Annotated in this window: 10 protein-coding genes; 7 read left to right on the top strand and 3 right to left on the bottom strand. The window is 39.1% G+C overall.

Features of this window, described 5'->3' with window-relative positions:
* Positions 1-676 precede the first annotated feature (676 nt).
* Positions 677-3,655, bottom strand: a complete 2,979-nt coding sequence (locus I6F44_RS17950) for a DUF3857 domain-containing transglutaminase family protein (protein ID WP_197174289.1) — start codon at positions 3,653-3,655, stop codon at positions 677-679.
* A gap of 500 nt (positions 3,656-4,155) precedes the next feature.
* On the opposite strand from I6F44_RS17950, the gene I6F44_RS17945 reads away from it, so the two are divergent.
* The 7 genes from I6F44_RS17945 (at position 4,156) to fusA (ending at position 13,050) form a co-directional block, all read left to right on the top strand.
* Positions 4,156-5,397 carry an OprO/OprP family phosphate-selective porin gene (locus I6F44_RS17945; protein WP_121953978.1) on the top strand — a complete coding sequence of 414 codons (1,242 nt, stop codon included), beginning with the start codon at positions 4,156-4,158 and terminating at the stop codon, positions 5,395-5,397.
* An 11-nt stretch (positions 5,398-5,408) separates the two neighbouring features.
* The gene (locus I6F44_RS17940; protein ID WP_008136527.1) at positions 5,409-6,380 is read left to right on the top strand and encodes a Bug family tripartite tricarboxylate transporter substrate binding protein; all 972 of its coding nucleotides are present in this window, start codon (positions 5,409-5,411) and stop codon (positions 6,378-6,380) included.
* 13 nt (positions 6,381-6,393) lie between these two features.
* On the top strand, positions 6,394-6,861 hold the full coding sequence (locus tag I6F44_RS17935) for a tripartite tricarboxylate transporter TctB family protein (protein WP_008136528.1): 468 nt from the start codon (positions 6,394-6,396) through the stop codon (positions 6,859-6,861).
* A gap of 3 nt (positions 6,862-6,864) precedes the next feature.
* Positions 6,865-8,385 carry a tripartite tricarboxylate transporter permease gene (locus I6F44_RS17930; RefSeq protein WP_008136529.1) on the top strand — a complete coding sequence of 507 codons (1,521 nt, stop codon included), beginning with the start codon at positions 6,865-6,867 and terminating at the stop codon, positions 8,383-8,385.
* 11 nt (positions 8,386-8,396) lie between these two features.
* Positions 8,397-10,019, top strand: a complete 1,623-nt coding sequence (locus I6F44_RS17925; RefSeq protein WP_121953979.1) for an ATP-binding protein — start codon at positions 8,397-8,399, stop codon at positions 10,017-10,019.
* A gap of 14 nt (positions 10,020-10,033) precedes the next feature.
* Positions 10,034-10,759, top strand: a complete 726-nt coding sequence (locus I6F44_RS17920; RefSeq protein WP_024589479.1) for a response regulator — start codon at positions 10,034-10,036, stop codon at positions 10,757-10,759.
* Positions 10,760-10,965: 206 nt separating this feature from the next.
* Positions 10,966-13,050 (top strand): elongation factor G, encoded by a 2,085-nt coding sequence (gene fusA / locus I6F44_RS17915; RefSeq protein ID WP_010554859.1) that lies wholly within the window; start codon positions 10,966-10,968, stop codon positions 13,048-13,050.
* 855 nt (positions 13,051-13,905) lie between these two features.
* Here fusA and mdoH read toward each other — a convergent pair.
* Together mdoH and I6F44_RS17905 are read right to left on the bottom strand one after the other, a co-directional pair.
* On the bottom strand, positions 13,906-15,867 hold the full coding sequence (gene mdoH, locus I6F44_RS17910; protein WP_197174288.1) for a glucans biosynthesis glucosyltransferase MdoH: 1,962 nt from the start codon (positions 15,865-15,867) through the stop codon (positions 13,906-13,908).
* Positions 15,839-17,458 (bottom strand): glucan biosynthesis protein G, encoded by a 1,620-nt coding sequence (locus I6F44_RS17905; RefSeq protein WP_121953982.1) that lies wholly within the window; start codon positions 17,456-17,458, stop codon positions 15,839-15,841. The genes mdoH and I6F44_RS17905 overlap by 29 nt, the downstream gene beginning before the upstream one ends.
* Positions 17,459-17,773 lie beyond the last annotated feature (315 nt).

Here is a 17,773-nt window from a genome sequence, read left to right as displayed (position 1 = left end):
TTTTGCTATGTCTAAACCAATTGTTGTAATCTTCATTTTGGTCTTCTCCCTTTGATTATTGTAACCACTTTAATCATGGCACATAGATGCCGTATAGGGAGGAGACCATTACATCAGGTTATTTAATTAAAGAGATTTAGTTTTACTAAATTACAGACATAAAAAAAGCCCGTAAGGGCTTTTTTAGTTTCATATCTACCGTCACCGATATGAGCAATGTAGCAAGTAAAATAGTAGGGCGGTTACTCATCATCAACATCAAGGGGCGTTGCGGTTCATAACAAGTAACCATAGCTGTTTACGTGCGCCACACGTTGTTTCAGGGTCGAGAAACAAATCAATTCATTCCTTAACAAGTGGTATGCAATCCGTCTTGTTGATATTGATTATCAGTTAGATCTAACTATCTGTCAACACCTAAATGCAAATAATTCTTATTATTGCGGCGCTTGTTTTTTATGCATATATAAATCGGCTAGTTAGCACTGCCATTTCATAAAAATGCTTATCTTGGTTGAATAATTTGATATGAATTTTTATTATAAAAGTATTGATCTTTCAAAGTTAAAATAAATTCAAGCTAGGAATGATTTTATCGCCTTCCAAGACAGCTACTGCTTTGATATCAAATCAAATAGTCTCTTGTAAAATCTTAGCCCCCGAAGATCAACAGCCACTAACGCACTTTATTTGCTGTTATACGTAAATTAATCTGCTCCACTAGTACTTTATCCTGCTTGTTTAGACGCCCTACAATGAGCAAGAAATCACTACCGTCAGTTTTTATTACTTTAATGCTTGTGTTATCAAGTTTGGTTTTACCGTAGGTGGTTTCTATTTTTTCTATGTCTTTAAAGTGACTAAGATCCGATTCAAGCCTGCCGTCATCGTTTTTGTAGTAACTAAAAATATAGTTCTCGGTTATTCCGTTACCGTCTTCTCGGTAATCAAATACTGCATCGCTATAAAAATAAAGTATTTCTTCGTTTTCAGGTGATAGGCGATTACGTTTTAAAAAGTGTACTTGGTAAGACCATAAACTATCGCCTTTTATAATTGCGGCATTGGGTAAAATATTTACTTCTTGAAGTACGCCTAAAAATAATAGAGGTGCAAACGCAAGCGAGATTAAATACTGTCTAATTCGCCAGTACGAGTTGTAATGTAGGGCTTCTTTACTTGTATCGGTTTGTTCAATGTAACTAACTAGAGGCAACCATAAAAATGGCATTATACAAATCACTATGGTTGCGTATTCGTCCATTCGATAAGCAAAGGCGCTGGCAAGTACCATTAGCCAGAGTGTTAAGGCAGTCCAGTTAGGCATTACTCTATTTTTGTTTAACTGTTGTTGGCTGTGCTCTGCAAGTGCGAGATACAAAGGGTAATACCATAAAAATGCAAATATACCTCGAGCAATAGGCATAATACTTGAGTTATCGCGCTCTTTAATGGCTTTAAAGTTACGATAACTCCAGTAGTTAACAAATATGCCTAAACTTAAAATACTGTAAATAATAAACTTACTTACAGATACTGCATAAAATGGACTATCTTCAAATTTCACTTTTTTTGCTGACTCTAATCGCCAATCGGCGAAAAAGAATATGAGTACTAAAATATAGCCAGCCAACACATATTTAAGCCAACTATAACCAAAGCTATCTAGCACATCAGCTGTTGTTTGAGGCGTTTCGGTCGTTTCCGCGTATTTTAGAATAGGGTAATGGGTTGCTGATATTAACTTTTTACGCTGTGCTAAATAATCATCTATTTGAGCGGCTTTAATATGATCTTGTTTTGCGTAATAGTCATAACTCAGTGTTAAAACGTTATAATTAAATTCAGTAGTTGTTTTTAGGTTGAAGTAGTCGTTATCAATTTCTTCTTGATCGCTATCAAATCCCCAACCTTTTTCTGCAAAATGCAGTTTTATTGTGGTGTTAATTATATTGGGGTAGCCAAAGTAGAGTGGGTCGGTGCGATTTACCTGCTTTGGTTCGTAAACGCTATTTTGTATTTCATTCGCGTAAAAACTAGCTTCGTAGCCTTCGTCTGTTTTTTCCCAAAATTCACTAATTAAATACGATTCTTTGGTTATTAGTTTACCCGTTTGTTCTTGTTCACTAATAGTCATTGCTTCATTGATTGATAGACCATTTAAAAAGCCTTGGTAATACTCGAAGTAAGATTTAGCAACGCTATTTAGACCACTGCTGGCTATATTGCTTCTTCGGTTAATCGCTTCAAATTCAGCATAAGTGTACTGGGTTTCAAAACGTGATGGCTCAGATACTTTTTCAGCAATAAAAAAGTTATCTTCTACAGATACATTTGTATGTACAGGTTTTTGCGCCATTGAAGTTAAAGTGGTTTCACCTTTATCAATAATTAGGGCATAGCCATAATCAGGCTGTGCTAAATATTCGAGAGTACCTCGTTGGTAGCTAACCGTAGGATCGAGCCAGTAGCGTTTTCCGTTTTGTTTAAGCGTAACAATTACGTGATTAAATACACTTGCAGAAGGTGGAAGTTCTTTTAAACGTTTGGTTTCCTCTGTATCAACTAGCGCAGGGAAGGCCTCTATATCCATCGCTTTTAATAACGAAATAAGCAGTACTGTTTTATCTTTACAATCGCCGTATCGTAGCGAAAGCGTTTCTGAAGCTGACGTTGGTTGATGCGAGTTAGTGCCCATTTCAAGCCCTAAATATCGAACTTCGTCTTGGCTAAAGCGCAGTGCTGCTGCAATTTTGTCTGATGTTTTTGTGTGTTTTGCTTTTATTTCTTCAGCTACATCCAAAATGCTGTTTGGGGTTTCTATGGCTGATTGATAAAGTGGATATGCCCAGTTAACTACCTGACCCCAATCGTCAAACTCAGAAAAGTAAACTTGTGTATATGGGTCGTACCACGTTGGGGTTTGAGAATTTTGCTCGAGTAAGGGTTCTTCAAAAAGAGTTATAGAATAATCTTTGCCATATTCGTTAAGCGTTTCTTGAATATCAGCTGCGCCGTTTATTGTATTAATATGTAAAGGCGTTTGTTTACCCCAAAGTACACGCATATTTTGTTGCACTACAGGTACCGACCAGTTAAGCGTGCGTCTTGTACTAAATTTATTAGCATATATAGGGTTGCTACCTGTCACTGTGTAGCTGTAATCGAGTATGTCGCCACTGCGCATATCATCAATAATAATGTTGAGTGATAAGCTACCATTATAAATACGATCAGCTAATTCAGATTCACCTTGTATAACCGTCATTCTCGCGCTACCGAGCTTATCAATGCGCTCATTATTTCTAATAATCGTTAAGCTGTTTAGTGTTAGCGACTCGTAACTTGGATCAAAATCAAGATTAAGCTGGCTTATATAATCAACACCACTTTGATTTAAAGCTTTCATAACCAAACGCGTATAGCGTTGCTGTTTTTGTCTGCTCGGTATATAGGATTGGTTATCGAGTAACAAATAAAGTGTGCCGTCACGTACCTTGGTTATGTCGGAATGCTTGGGTTGCTCAATAATATGTGTATTAACCCAATTAGCTGGTTTATCTATTTTATATTGCTGCGCAAAAATATTATGAGAGAAAATTAATAAGGTAAGTGCAATTAGCCAAGAGCTGAGTCGAAGGAAGTTCCATTTCATTTTAGGGTCTTATAGTCGTTTTTATAAATACTATTGAAGGAATAATGTACCAAATTTAGGCTTTTTTGACAATGAGATGTTAACAAATTCATTGTGGAGCAGTTAATTAATAGTATATAAATAAACTGCTATGTAAGTGCGAAACGCTTAACCCCCCCCTCAAATGTTCCTAAAATGATTTTTTAGTTGTATTGCTAAATCATAATTAGCTAAGCCTACTTTATTGTGGGCTTTGTTAGAGCTGCAAAAATCCTATCTATTTATTCGTACGGTAATCATTCAAACCTTTAAAAGTGTTTATAAATCAAAATATAACAGTAACTTTTTTTGCTCTTTTTGTTCATGAACTTTATGAGCAAAAAGCACATAACGATCATCAATGCACCTTACCTTCTAAATATTTAGTTAATTTCACGTTAACAATAAGCTGCGAGTTAGATAGCAGTTTGTCGTCGCTTATCTACCTGACAATAAATACATACACAAGCGTGGAGAAAATAATGAAAGCAAGTAACACACAACTCGCTTTGGCAGTTGCTGCTGCATTAGCAAGTACATCCGTTTTAGCCGATAACGATACGCAAAAACTACAAGAGCAATTAGATGCGTTACAAAAAGAAGTAAGTGCATTAAAAACAACCAGTGGTTTTAATTTAGAGTTTGGTGGACGAGTTCAGCTCGACTACAACTATTTTGATGGTGCTTACAATGCTGATAACGAGGGCTCTGGCGGGAGCGATTTTTTCCCTCGTCGTATTCGTACTTACGTTGAAAGTGAGCACGGAAATTGGGATCACAAGTTGTTACTCGAGTTTGCCGAAGGCACTGCTGAAATAGTGATGGCGCGTGTTCGTTATGCGTTTGATAACGGACTTAAAGTTAAAGCAGGTAAAATTCGCGAAGATATATCGCTAAATGCATTAACCAGTTCAAAGCACATTAATACAATTGAGCGTAGTTCGCTTGCCAATACTTTCTCCCCATTTTTTCGTTGGGGCGCTTCTGCCTATCAATATTTTAAAGACTCTGGCTTTCGTTACGCGATAGGCGTTTATAAAAATGATGCATTTGGTGCAACAGGTAGCGATGAAAACGATAAGCTTACTCTTGCTATTACTGGGCGTGCTACATGGTCGAGTACATCACCTGGCGATGTAATTCATTTAGGCGTGTGGCATTCATATCGCGATATGGGTGGCAATGAATTAGGCGCACGTTTTGCGCGTGGTGAAGTGCGCGAGACTAATACTCGCCTTGTTGATTATGCTGCTGGTGGTGTAACAAGCCCACTTGATAGTTTATCGCAAACCGGTCTTGAGTTTGCTTATCAGGCGGATTCTTTAACACTTGAGGCTGAATATGCAAGCCGCTCACTTGATGCCGCTAATAGTGCTGATTTTTTAGATGGCGAGCGCTTTGATGGTTTTCATGTATCGGCAAGTTACTTTTTAGGTGGAGAACAGCGCCAATACAAAGCGAGCTCTGCATTATTTGTACAACCTAAAAATATTAAAGATGCATGGGAGTTGGTGGCACGTGTTTCAGAAGTAGATGCTACAAGTAGCTTACAAGGCACAAAAGCGACAACTTATACATTAGGTACATCTTATTACGTAAGTAGTGATATTAAGTTTATGGGTAATCTAATTTACAGCGATGTAGAAGGTGCCGGTACTACTGCGCTGGTTGGCGACGAAGACTCTGGTATGGGCTTTAGTGCACGTATGCAGTATTTATTTTAAAGGGACACACAATGAAATTATTTAAATCATTACAAACGACCATACTTGCAGCATCATTAGTACTTAGCAGCCCAATGGCAATGGCCGACACTCACTTTTTAATCCCTGGCGGACCTGGTGGTGGTTGGGATACAACAGCCCGTGGTATAGGCGAAGGTTTAGTTAAGTCAGGCATTGAAAATAATGCATCTTTTCAAAATATGTCTGGTGGTGGAGGCGGTCGTGCTATTGCGTATTTAATTGAGTCGGGCACTAAAAAGGGCGATATTTTAATGGTTAACTCAACGCCTATCGTATTGCGCGCGTTAAGTGGCCGAATTCCTTATAGCTATCGCGATTTAACACCTGTAGCCAGTATGATTGCAGATTATGGCGCGTTTGTAGTGCGTAACGATTCTCCATTTAAAACTTGGGAGGATGTTATTAAATCAATAAAAGAAGATCCAAGTTCGGTAAAAGTAGCGGGCGGTTCTGCTCGCGGCAGTATGGATCACTTAGTGGCGGCTCAAGCAGTTAAAGCTGCGGGTATAGATGGTCGACGCCTACGTTATATTCCTTACGATGCAGGCGGTAAAGCTAAGGCTGGGTTGCTTTCAGGCGAAGTGAATTTACTTTCTACTGGCTTAAGTGAAGCGCTTGAAGTAGCTAACGGTGGTCAAGCACGTATTTTAGCGGTTACATCGGGTGAGCCCTTACCTGATTACCCAAAAATACCCACACTTAAGTCACTAGGTTACGATATGGAATTTGTTAATTGGCGTGGTCTTTTTGCTGCGCCTAATTTACCCGCTGAAAAGTTAGCACAGTACACAAAAAAACTACGTGAGTTGCAAAGTACACCTGAGTGGGAAGCTGTACGAGCTCGTAACGGTTGGCTAAATCTTTTTCAAGAAAAAGATGAGTTTATTAAGTCACTAGAAGCACAAGAAGTGCAGCTTAGAGCTGTAATGGAAGAGCTTGGCTTTATCCGCACATTGCCGTAATCGAGGTTTTAAAATGACGAATCGAGAATTAATAGGGCCAAGTTTATTCTTGGCGCTATTTACTTTATACGCTGTGGTTGCATGGCAAATTCCGCTACTACCGTTTGAAGAATACGAAACGGTTACCTCAGCGACACTTCCTAAAGTATATGCCGGGTTTGGTATTGTGGTGTGCTTACTTTCTATTGGTTCAACATTGCTTAAACCAAGAGAGAAAACTAATACTGATGATGTTCTTGAAAAGTCACACGTACTGCGCACCTTTGGTTTATTAATATTAATGGTAATTTATAGCGCGGCACTGGAGCCAATTGGTTTTTTAATTTCTACTAGTGCGTTTTTGCTTGCGGGCTTTTTTGTGATGGGCGAAAGACGTAAGGGAATTTTGCTATTTGCATCGATACCGGTTGCGGTGGTTTTTTGGTTTTTGATGACTCAAGTATTAGGTATTTACTTGGTTCCGGGCGATTTGTGGAGTTAAGTTATGTTTGATGGAATTATGCTTGGTTTGTCGACCGTGCTCGACTTTAATAATTTAATGTACGTTATAGCTGGCTGCTTGGTAGGTACTTTTATAGGTATGTTACCAGGATTGGGGCCAATTACCGCAATTGCCTTGATGATCCCAATTACTTACAGCATTGGCGCCGATTCGGGCATGATTTTAATGGCGGGTGTTTATTACGGCGCTATTTTTGGTGGCTCTACGTCATCTATTTTAATTAATGCGCCTGGCGTGGCGGGTACGGTAGCTTCCTCCTTTGATGGCTACCCGCTTGCTAAACAAGGGCACGCAGGTAAAGCATTGGCAATTGCTGCTTATTCCTCCTTTATAGGCGGAACGATTGGCGCCATATTATTAATGGTAGCTGCACCTTTATTAGCAAAAGTGTCATTGAGTTTTCAATCCCCTGATTATGTTGTGTTGATGTTTTTAGGCTTAACAGCTATTGCAGCATTTTCAAATAAAGGGCAATTTTTAAAAGCAATGATGATGACTGTGTTTGGCTTGATGCTAGCAACGGTTGGTATTGATCCATCATCAGGGACTGACCGATTTACCTTTGGGCAACCTGATTTACTCGACGGAATAAGCTTTTTACTGGTTGCTATGGCAACGTTTGCATTAGCCGAGGCGCTTGTAAATGTTGTAAAACCAGAGAAAAAAGATGCTAAAAACATTAATGACTCAGACACACCGCAAATAGGTTCAACCAAGTTAAGTAAAGCCGAGATTAAAGAGATAGCACCAGTGATTGGTCGCTCGTCTATTTTAGGTTTTATAGTGGGGGTGTTACCGGGTGCTGGTGCAACTATTGCAAGCTTTATGGCTTATGCAACAGAGCGAAATTTAGCGCCAAAAGGTTTGAAAGAAAAGTTTGGTAAAGGCTCATTACGTGGTTTAGCTGCGCCAGAGTCGGCAAATAATGCGGCGTGTACAGGATCGTTTGTTCCACTGTTAACGCTTGGTATTCCGGGCTCAGGTACTACGGCAATTATGCTAGGTGCTTTGATTGCTTACGGCATTCAACCAGGTCCAATGCTTATGCAAGAAAACCCAAGTGTATTTTGGGCGGTTATTGTAAGTATGTACTTTGGTAATATTGTACTGCTTATTTTAAATTTGCCGCTTATTCCTTACTTTGCAAAAGTATTAGCAATGCCTAAGTCGGTACTCACCGTGATGATATTGTTCTTTAGCTTAATTGGTGTTTACTTAGTGTCCTTCAATACCTTCGACTTATTTATGATGGTAGGATTTGCGGTGGTTGCGCTAGTATTGCGATTACTGTCATTTCCTATGGCACCATTATTATTAGGTTTTATATTAGGAGATATGATTGAGCGAAACTTCCGTCGTTCAATGATGATTTCTGATGGCTCATTAAGCTTTTTATGGGATCGTCCGCTAACATTGAGCATATTTGTAATTTCAATTTTAGTGCTGTTGTTTCCGTTAAAAGATTATTTAATGCAACGCCGTGCAGACAAAGTAAATGCATAATTGAGAATGAAATGAAAAACACCAACAAGCTAAATCCATTGCAAAACATGGTCACAAAACCTAAGCGATTAGAAACACGATTAATTATTTGGGTAACAGGATTGTGTGTATTGCAGGCTTTATTATTTGGCGCGTTGGTGTATCAACTTACAGCGCAAAGCTTACATAACCATATTGGTGATAAAGCATTAGCTGTGGCAAGCAGTATTGCCACACGTGCTGATGTAATTAATGCACTGAAAATACCTAGTGACTTAACCGCTATTAACATGCAAATTGAAGATTTACGACAGCTTGTAGGTGCTGATTTTATTGTTGTTGGCGATGAAAATGCGCTTCGTATTGTGCATCCAGATGAAGATAAAATTGGCAAAAAAATGGTCGGAGGCGATAGCCAAGCTGCATTAAAAGGTGAACGCTATATTTCGGTGGCCCATGGTAGCTTAGGTGAATCAATTCGTGGCAAAGTGCCGGTGTACGCAGGTAATAATGAAATAGTAGGCGTTGTATCGGTTGGTTTTTTAGTACAATCAATCGATCCGCTTATTCTCTCTCGCAGTAGTGAAATTTTAATATGGGGCTTAATACTTGTAGGTTTAAGTATACTGGCGGCTATTTATATTGGACAGCGTGTCAGAAATGCTATTTTTGGCCTGCAGCCAGATGAAATTGCACGTTTGTTTTCAGAACAAGATGCAATTTTAAATACGGTACGCAGCGGTATTATTGCACTCGACCCGGACGGAAAAGTACGAAAACTCAATCAACGCGCCTGCGAAATATTAGATAAACCAACTTCAATTATTAATCAGAACCTCAGCTTAAACGATTTATTACCTGAACATGCAGAATTTTTATTGCGTAATCAGCGACGTAAAATAGTGGGTTTTGAATTATTTGCCGCCGATAAACGCCTTATATTATCGAGATTTTCTTTGCAAGTGCAAGGGCAGGCGGATGGTATTTTACTGAGTATGCGCCCCTCTGATGAACTTGAGTATTTAAGCCAACAACTTACTAAAGTTCAGGCTTTTGCAGAGCTTTTAAGGGTACAAACTCATGACTATTCTAATAAGCTCAACTTAATTGGTGCGTTAGTGCAAATGGGCAAAAACGAACAAGCTATAGAAATAATAGGGCAAGAAAGCCAGGGCTCTCAGGCACAAATTCATAACTTGTTAGAGCGCATACAAGACCCTGTGCTTGCTGGTTTGTTGGTGGGTAAATATCATAAAGCAAGAGAATTAAATGTTGCGCTTGAGCTTAACCCCGACAGCCTACTTGGTGTTATTGCACGTAAAGATATGCTCGAGCGAGTTGTATCTATTTTAGGTAACCTTATAGATAATGCGATTGAGGCTGCTATTAGGTCATCGAACTCTCGCTCTGCAAAAGTACGGGTAACCGTTGATGAAACCAGCCAAACTCTCTTATTTGATGTAGAAGATACAGGCTTTGGGTTAGGTTCTGACCATGATGTTATTTTTACCCCTCAGTACAGCTCTAAATCAGGAGCAGAGCATGGTATTGGTTTATATTTAGTAAAAACAAATTTAGACTCATGCGGTGGCACGTTAGAAATTGGTGAGTCAGACCTACTTGGTGCAAGACTAAGTGTTTACATTCCAAAATAATAAGAGCATTAAACATGACGTATTCAGTAGTAATAATTGAAGACGAAGTAGAGGTAGCACAGCTATTAGCGCAGTACTTGTTATTACCAAATGGTGTCGCAGGTAGTCAAACGCCAAAGCAAAGTTTAAGGCAAGCACAGTATCAGGTAGTGGGCATTGCAGGTAATTTAAGCACGGCAACAGCCTTACTGCATGCAATTGAACCCGATTTGATTTTACTCGATATACATTTACCTGATGGTAACGGACTTGATTTATTGACCGACTTACGACGTCGAACGATTAAAAGTGAGGTTATGCTGCTCACTGCTGCAAAAGAGGTCGAAACCCTTGAAAAAGCAATGCAGTTAGGTGCATGCGACTTTTTAGTAAAACCATTAATGTTAAACCGACTTGATCAAGCACTTGCACGTTTTGAATCACGTCAACAATGTTTTTCTGATGCAAGTGAAGTAACGCAGTCAATGGTTGATACGTTATTTGGTTCAAAGCAGCAAACCAACACGTCTGTTCGTTTACCAAAAGGGGTCGATCAACTTACCCTGCAAAAAATACATGATGCTTTTGTAGAGCACGCAACCACTGCATTTACCGCTCAGCAAATGGGCGATTTGGTTGGTGTTAGTCGCTCTACAGCACGCCGTTACTTGGAGTATTTGCTTGAATCAGGTAAGTTAACAGCGGATCAAAGTTATGGCAGTATTGGCCGCCCTGAACGTTGCTATAAAATAGCGAAGTAACTTTGTGTACCTGATGCTAAAATATTAAATGCTATTTATTTCAGTGTCTTACGTTTTTTTTGTTATGTTTGATATTTAATAGATACTGACGATAAAAAAAATATGTTGAATTGATTGCATTTTAAGCGGCTTGTATGGTGATGTTCGCTTTAAGTGATGTTATACTCCTGCGGAATAATTTATCGACTTTATTAAGAGCAAAATTAATGGCAGATTTATCGAAGTACAGAAACATTGGTATTTTCGCGCACGTTGATGCGGGTAAGACCACGACTACTGAGCGTATCCTAAAGCTTACTGGTCAAATCCATAAAACTGGTGAGGTTCATGATGGTGAATCTACTACTGACTTCATGGAACAAGAAGCTGAGCGCGGTATTACTATTCAGTCTGCGGCTGTAAGCTGTTTCTGGAAAGATCACCGCTTTAACGTTATCGATACTCCTGGACACGTTGACTTCACAGTTGAAGTTTACCGTTCACTTAAAGTACTAGATGGCGGCATCGGTGTGTTCTGTGGTTCTGGTGGTGTTGAACCACAATCAGAAACTAACTGGCGTTATGCTAATGATTCAGAAGTTGCACGTATTATCTTCGTAAATAAATTAGACCGTATGGGTGCTGATTTTTACCGTGTAACTGAGCAAGTACGTAAAGTACTTGGCGCAACTCCACTAATCATGACTTTACCAATTGGTATTGAAGATGAGTTTGTTGGTGTTGTAGATGTTTTAACTAAAAAAGCATACGTTTGGGATGACACTGGTCTTCCTGAAAACTACGAAATCACAGACATTCCTGCAGACATGGTAGATAAAACTGACGAGTATTATGAAATGCTTGTTGAAACTGCCCTTGAGCAAGACGATGCACTACTTGAAGCTTACATGGAAGGTGAAGCACCTTCTTTAGAAGACATCAAACGTTGTATCCGTAAAGGTACTCGTGACCTTGCTTTCTTCCCAACATACTGTGGTTCTGCGTTTAAGAACAAAGGTATGCAGCTTATTCTTGACGCTGTTGTTGATTACTTACCATGTCCTACAGAAGTTGATCCTCAACCTCTTATGGATGAAGAAGGTAACGAAAATGGCGAGTTCGCAGTAGTATCTACTGACGAACCTTTCAAAGCGTTAGCATTCAAAATAATGGATGACCGTTTTGGTGCATTAACATTCGTACGTATTTACTCAGGTAAACTAAACAAGGGTGACACTATCCTTAACTCGTTTACTGGTAAAACTGAGCGTGTTGGCCGTATGGTTGAGATGCAAGCAGATGACCGTAACGAATTAACTAGCGCACAAGCTGGTGACATCATTGCTATCGTAGGCATGAAAAACGTGCAAACTGGTCACACTCTATGTGATCCTAAGCACCCTGTAACACTTGAGCCAATGGTATTCCCAACTCCAGTAATCTCGATTGCTGTACAGCCTAAAGATAAAGGCGGTAATGAGAAAATGGGTGTTGCTATCGGTAAAATGGTTGCAGAAGATCCATCTTTCCAAGTTGAGACTGATGAAGATTCAGGCGAGACTATCCTTAAAGGTATGGGTGAGCTTCACTTAGATATCAAAGTAGATATTCTTAAGCGTACTTACGGCGTAGACCTTATTGTTGGTCAACCACAAGTTGCTTACCGTGAAACTATCACTAAAGAAATTGAAGATAGCTACACGCATAAGAAACAATCTGGTGGTTCTGGTCAGTTCGGTAAAATCGACTACCGCATCAAGCCAGGCGAAGTTGCTTCAGGCTTCACGTTTAAATCATCAGTAGTTGGTGGTAACGTACCTAAAGAATTCTGGCCTGCAGTTGAGAAAGGCTTCAAGTCAATGATGGGTACTGGTGTTCTAGCTGGCTTCCCTGTACTTGACGTTGAAATTGAACTTTTCGACGGTGGTTTCCATGCCGTGGATTCATCTGCAATCGCGTTCGAAATCGCTGCTAAAGGCGCTTTCCGTCAATCGATCCCTAAAGCGGGCGCACAACTTCTTGAGCCAATCATGAATGTTGACGTGTTCACTCCAGAAGATCACGTTGGTGACGTAATCGGTGACCTTAACCGTCGTCGTGGTATGATGAAAGACCAGGAAGCTGGTTTAACAGGCAGCCGTATTAAAGCTGACGTACCGTTATCAGAAATGTTCGGTTACATCGGTACACTACGTACAATGACATCTGGTCGTGGTCAGTTCTCTATGGAGTTCTCACACTACGCTGCATGTCCGCAAAACGTTGCTGATACAGTAATCGCTGCAGAAAAAGAGAAAAAAGCTGCTAAGTAATTAGCTCTTTAATTCTTTAAAAAACCCGCACATGTTGCGGGTTTTTTATTGCCTATAATTTGGTTTTATTTTTTTGTAGTTGTTTATAACTACTTTTTATTATTAATTAGTCCTATGTTACTAGTTAATAAAAAGGTACTAGAGAGCAATTTATTTACCTCAATTACTTAATTGGTTGGTTTATAATAGGTTAATTGTAAATTAAATGTAACCATATGAATTTTAAGAACTTCTATTGATGCGTCTATATACGTAATGTAGAATACTAGCACTTTTAGACTAGAGCTCTAAAGTCAGATAAGGAAGTCTCCGCAGCAGAGACGTTTGCTATTAATTCTATATAAGACGTAACAATCATGAAATCTATTAAATTAGCACCAAACTGGTGGCTACAATTTACAAAATGCGTTTTAGCATTCAGCTTAATATTTTTAATTCATGTTATATTTTCTGTGAACCTAAAAATTGTTTTTCTCACTGTAATGCCAGCTCTACTGATTATTACTACTTTTAATATTCTTCATCTTCGTTTTTTACATTGTTATAAAGCAGGCATTTGTTATACGCGTTTATGCACAAAGCGTTATATCAATAGCGAGGAAATTAGTTGCGTATCATTTAGTTCGTTTTTTCTTTTCACCATTTTTAAGGTGGAGTTAGATAATGGTAAAACGTTCCATTTTTATAACTGGCAACTTGATGATGAAACGCAATCAGCTATTTCTAAAATGTACTGCAATAAGTTAGCTAACAAAATTGAAAATATTAGCGATAAATGCAATGCTTGATCTTTAATTTAGATAGCAAAAAGGAGCGATTAATCGCTCCTTTTTTGTTTTTGTATTTTATAACGCGCTAATTAAACTTTTTTATAGCCTTAGCTTTTAGCGCTTTCATCTTTAGCCTGCGTGGCTTCTTAAAAGACTGGATAGGCATTGTTACCAACTGCTCTTGTGGTAGTGCTGGTATTGTTTGTGGATAAGCACCTTCCTCTGGTACCGAAATTTCTTTTAGATGTATTTTAAGTGCCTCTAGAGTTGAGTCGTTATCAACTTCACTAGGGCAAATAAATATACCTAACTTTCTTAGTTGTACACCGAGTTTAATGCTACTGGTATAACGGATAATCGGAGCGCCTAATACTAAGCCCAGCAATATAGGTGATAACCACCAAAAGAATACGGGCGTGAAGTAGTAAGCCGTACAACCCCATGCAATAGCCACAATAGTTGAGAATAACGTATAACCAAACGCCTCTTTCCACGGAACCATACGACCTTCGCGCGGTTGTGCATCCCACTTCACTTTTTTACCTAAAAACACACAAAGTACAAAGTAAGCATGAAATACCATCATTAATGGGGCAACAATAATAGCAAATATGGTTTCAATGATTGAACCTAGTATGAGCTTAATTGAACCACCAAAGCGTTTGTTTCTATGTATTAAGGTTACTATTATGCCCATTAGTTTAGGCATTAATAAAATAACAATAGTTAAATACAAGAGTGAATCAATCAGATCGGTTTTAGCTATTTGCCATGTAGGGAATAATTGATAAACACGGTTAAAGTACACATCACTATTTAATGCGCGCGTTACTGCATCAATAGTACTTAGCGCTAGCATTGAGAGCCAAATTAGTGATGAAATATAGGCTGTCGCACCGAGTAAAAAGTGCAGCTTACTCATTAATTTTAATTTTGATGATGATAGTAAACCTAAGTGCTGAATATTACCTTGCACCCAGCGTCTATCGCGTACAGCGTAGTCTAGAATGTTACTTGGTACTTCTTCATAGCTACCTTCAATATCTGATAGCAACAATACATCCCAACCAGCACTGTGAAGTAGTGAAGCTTCTACAAAGTCATGACTTAAAATTTCGCCGCCAAAAGGTGCATTACCTTTTAGTGTTGGCAAGCCACAGCACGTTATAAATGCTTCAACTCTAATGATTGCATTATGACCCCAGTAGTTGGCTTTATCAGTTTGCCAAAAAGCTGAGCCAGTAGCGAGCATTGGGCTATATAGCACTGACGCAAACTGTAAAAAGCGGCCAAAAAAGGTATCTTGACGAACAGGGATCGGAATAGTTTGGATCAGGCCTGCTTGTGGGTTGTTGAGCATACTTGTAGTAAGCTCTAACATACATTTTCCGGTCATTACGCTATCTGCATCAAGTACAATCATATGGTCGTACTGGCTGCCCCAGCGCTCACAAAAGTCGGTTAGGTTACCTACTTTACGGTGTTTGTTATCTTCGCGACGACGATAAAAAACGTTTTTAGCCGTATCACCTAAACGTTCACACAATGCATGCCATGCACTTAGCTCGTTTTTAGCTATTTCTGGGTCTTGCGTGTCGCTTAATAAGTAAAAATCAAAGTTTGCAAGTTGACCTGTTTCTTTTAACGATTGCAGACTAACTTCAAAGCCCGCGATAACACGGTGGGTGTCTTCGTTGTAAATAGGCATTACAACGGCGGTTTTTTGGGCGTTAATTGCCTCACTATTGAACTCAATTGGTTTAATACGCTTTAGCGTAAGTGGGTCAATTCGTAATAGCTGTAATACAAAGCCGATTGTTCCACTACAAAATGCCGTTACAATCCAGGCAAAAGTGATTGAGAATAATACTAAAAGAGCATACTCAAGTAATGTCATACCGTTTGAGCTTAAAATCTCAAACATAATAGATATGCCGTAGCCAGATGTGCCAAGCGCTGCAATAGCAAATAGCCAAACTCTTAATGTTTTGAATGGCATTGGAGTGCCCTTACCTTTATTACTTGATGTCATTTGGGTACCAAACATAACTCCATACCTCGCTAATTTCTTTGTCACGTAGTTTTAACGATAAACGCATATCAACGGGTTGATCGTCCTGTGGTGCAATTTTAAAGGCTACACGCCATCCGCGTGAATCAGGCAGTTTTTGTACATTCACGTCGGTTACTTCGCCTGTTGTAAGTTGAATGTCGGCATCTAGCTTTAACTGTTCAGAGAGTTGATTTATTTCTGACCCAGTAAAATCAACAGTAAATTGGCGGTGGCTTTTTGGTGGTGGATTGTCTTCACCTGGTAAAGCGGCGCTACCGATCCTTGTGCGCAGTACTCTCGCTTTTTCGTGCTGAGTTAAAATTGCATTAAAGGTCGTCATTTTGTAGCTTAGCTTTAATGAATCACCGGCTTTCATTGGCTTTTCTGGTACCCAGTAACTGACGATATTGTCGTTAGTTTCTGTGTCAGTAGGTATCTCTACAAGCTCTACACGGCCATTTCCCCATTCACCTTGTGGTTCAATCCATAGACTAGGGCGGTTGTGGTAATGTGCTTCTGTGTCCAGATAGTTATTAAAATCTCTGTCTCGTTGAGCTAACCCAAAACCTTTTGGATTATTGTATGAAAACGAAGTTACACTTAGCTGTGAAGGGTTGTTAAGAGGGCGCCATACCCATTTATCATCAGCAGATTGAGTTAATAGGCCATCCGAGTCATGAACTTCAGGGCGATAGTCATCAAAAAATTTGGTACTGTTTTCACCGTGGTAAAACATACTCGTTAATGGAGCTACGCCGAGCTTTTTAATGTCTTTACGTGCAAATATCTGCATATCAACATCAACTAGCATATTAGTTGTAGGGTCAACACTAAACTTGTATGCACCCGATATGGATGGGCTATCTAATAATGCAAAAATGGTAATTTGGGTTTGGTCGGCCTTTGGTTTAACTAACCAAAACTCTTTGAACATTGGAAATTCTTCACCTGAATTTTCTGCAGTATCAATGGCAAGGCCTCTAGCTGATAATCCATAAACTTGCTGAGGGCCAACAACTCTAAAATACGATGCTCCCTGAAATACCATTACTTCGTCTTTATACTCGTTAGTATTTAACGGGTAATGCACACGAAATCCAGCATGGCCTAGTTGAGTATCCGCAACACTTTTAGCTATTTCTTCTTGTAGTGGTGCAGCAGTGCCATCGTATTGGTAAAAGTCAGTACTGAAAGGTAAGCGACTGCGTTTAGAGTCGCTATCAACGGTATTTATTGTCACAGGTGTTTTATATAAAAAACCAGGATGGAATAATTGCAGCTCGTACAGGCCTTCATCTTTCCATACTGCTTTGTCTTTTTTAAATCGAATTGAACGGTAATCTTGATAATCAATATTGTTAAGTGCTTCAAGCTCAATGTTTTTAGGCGCCACGTATTCTTCGCTTGCTAACTTTTTAGCGCGGGCGCTAATTACGTCAAATAAGCTACTTTGTGGGATTGCTACATCAACGGTTGCAGCAATCGCTTGGTTGCTATTGCCCCAAGTCGAAAAAATAATAAGTAGACCCAGTAGTGGTGCTGACTTCTTTTGCCATTTAGGCAGATTTTGGGTTAGTTGTTTCATTCTCATTCCTTTATAAAAACACGACTTATTTTTACGTTTAGGGTAAATATTGATTTCTTTGTAAGTATCTTCTAGATTACTAAAGCAAGAAGTGAACCCTTTAAAAGTTTATATTTTTCAATAGGTAAACTTATCACATGTAACTCATTGAGGTTTTTTGTGTAAAATTCACTCAAATGTATGTAGTTGTTACTGATTAATGACTAGAAGATTTACGGATCGTATGAACATAGTACGTGGGGTTTAATGAAGCTTGTCTGAATTACATTTGTATAAAATAAAAAAGCCGCAAGAGCGGCTTTTAAATGTTTAGAT

It is taken from the genome of Pseudoalteromonas sp. NZS11_1, assembly GCF_015864275.1.
Lineage (GTDB): Bacteria > Pseudomonadota > Gammaproteobacteria > Enterobacterales > Alteromonadaceae > Pseudoalteromonas > Pseudoalteromonas arctica.
This window is presented reverse-complemented; position numbering and strand designations above follow the sequence as displayed.

Excerpts from the sequence above, each read along its gene's own strand:
- I6F44_RS17950 (WP_197174289.1), bottom strand. The coding sequence starts at position 3,655 with ATGAAATGGAACTTCCTTCGACTCAGCTCTTGGCTAATTGCACTTACC.
- I6F44_RS17945 (WP_121953978.1), top strand. The coding sequence starts at position 4,156 with ATGAAAGCAAGTAACACACAACTCGCTTTGGCAGTTGCTGCTGCATTA.
- I6F44_RS17940 (WP_008136527.1), top strand. The coding sequence starts at position 5,409 with ATGAAATTATTTAAATCATTACAAACGACCATACTTGCAGCATCATTA.
- I6F44_RS17935 (WP_008136528.1), top strand. The coding sequence starts at position 6,394 with ATGACGAATCGAGAATTAATAGGGCCAAGTTTATTCTTGGCGCTATTT.
- I6F44_RS17930 (WP_008136529.1), top strand. The coding sequence starts at position 6,865 with ATGTTTGATGGAATTATGCTTGGTTTGTCGACCGTGCTCGACTTTAAT.
- I6F44_RS17925 (WP_121953979.1), top strand. The coding sequence starts at position 8,397 with ATGAAAAACACCAACAAGCTAAATCCATTGCAAAACATGGTCACAAAA.
- I6F44_RS17920 (WP_024589479.1), top strand. The coding sequence starts at position 10,034 with ATGACGTATTCAGTAGTAATAATTGAAGACGAAGTAGAGGTAGCACAG.
- fusA (WP_010554859.1), top strand. The coding sequence starts at position 10,966 with ATGGCAGATTTATCGAAGTACAGAAACATTGGTATTTTCGCGCACGTT.
- mdoH (WP_197174288.1), bottom strand. The coding sequence starts at position 15,867 with ATGTTTGGTACCCAAATGACATCAAGTAATAAAGGTAAGGGCACTCCA.
- I6F44_RS17905 (WP_121953982.1), bottom strand. The coding sequence starts at position 17,458 with ATGAAACAACTAACCCAAAATCTGCCTAAATGGCAAAAGAAGTCAGCA.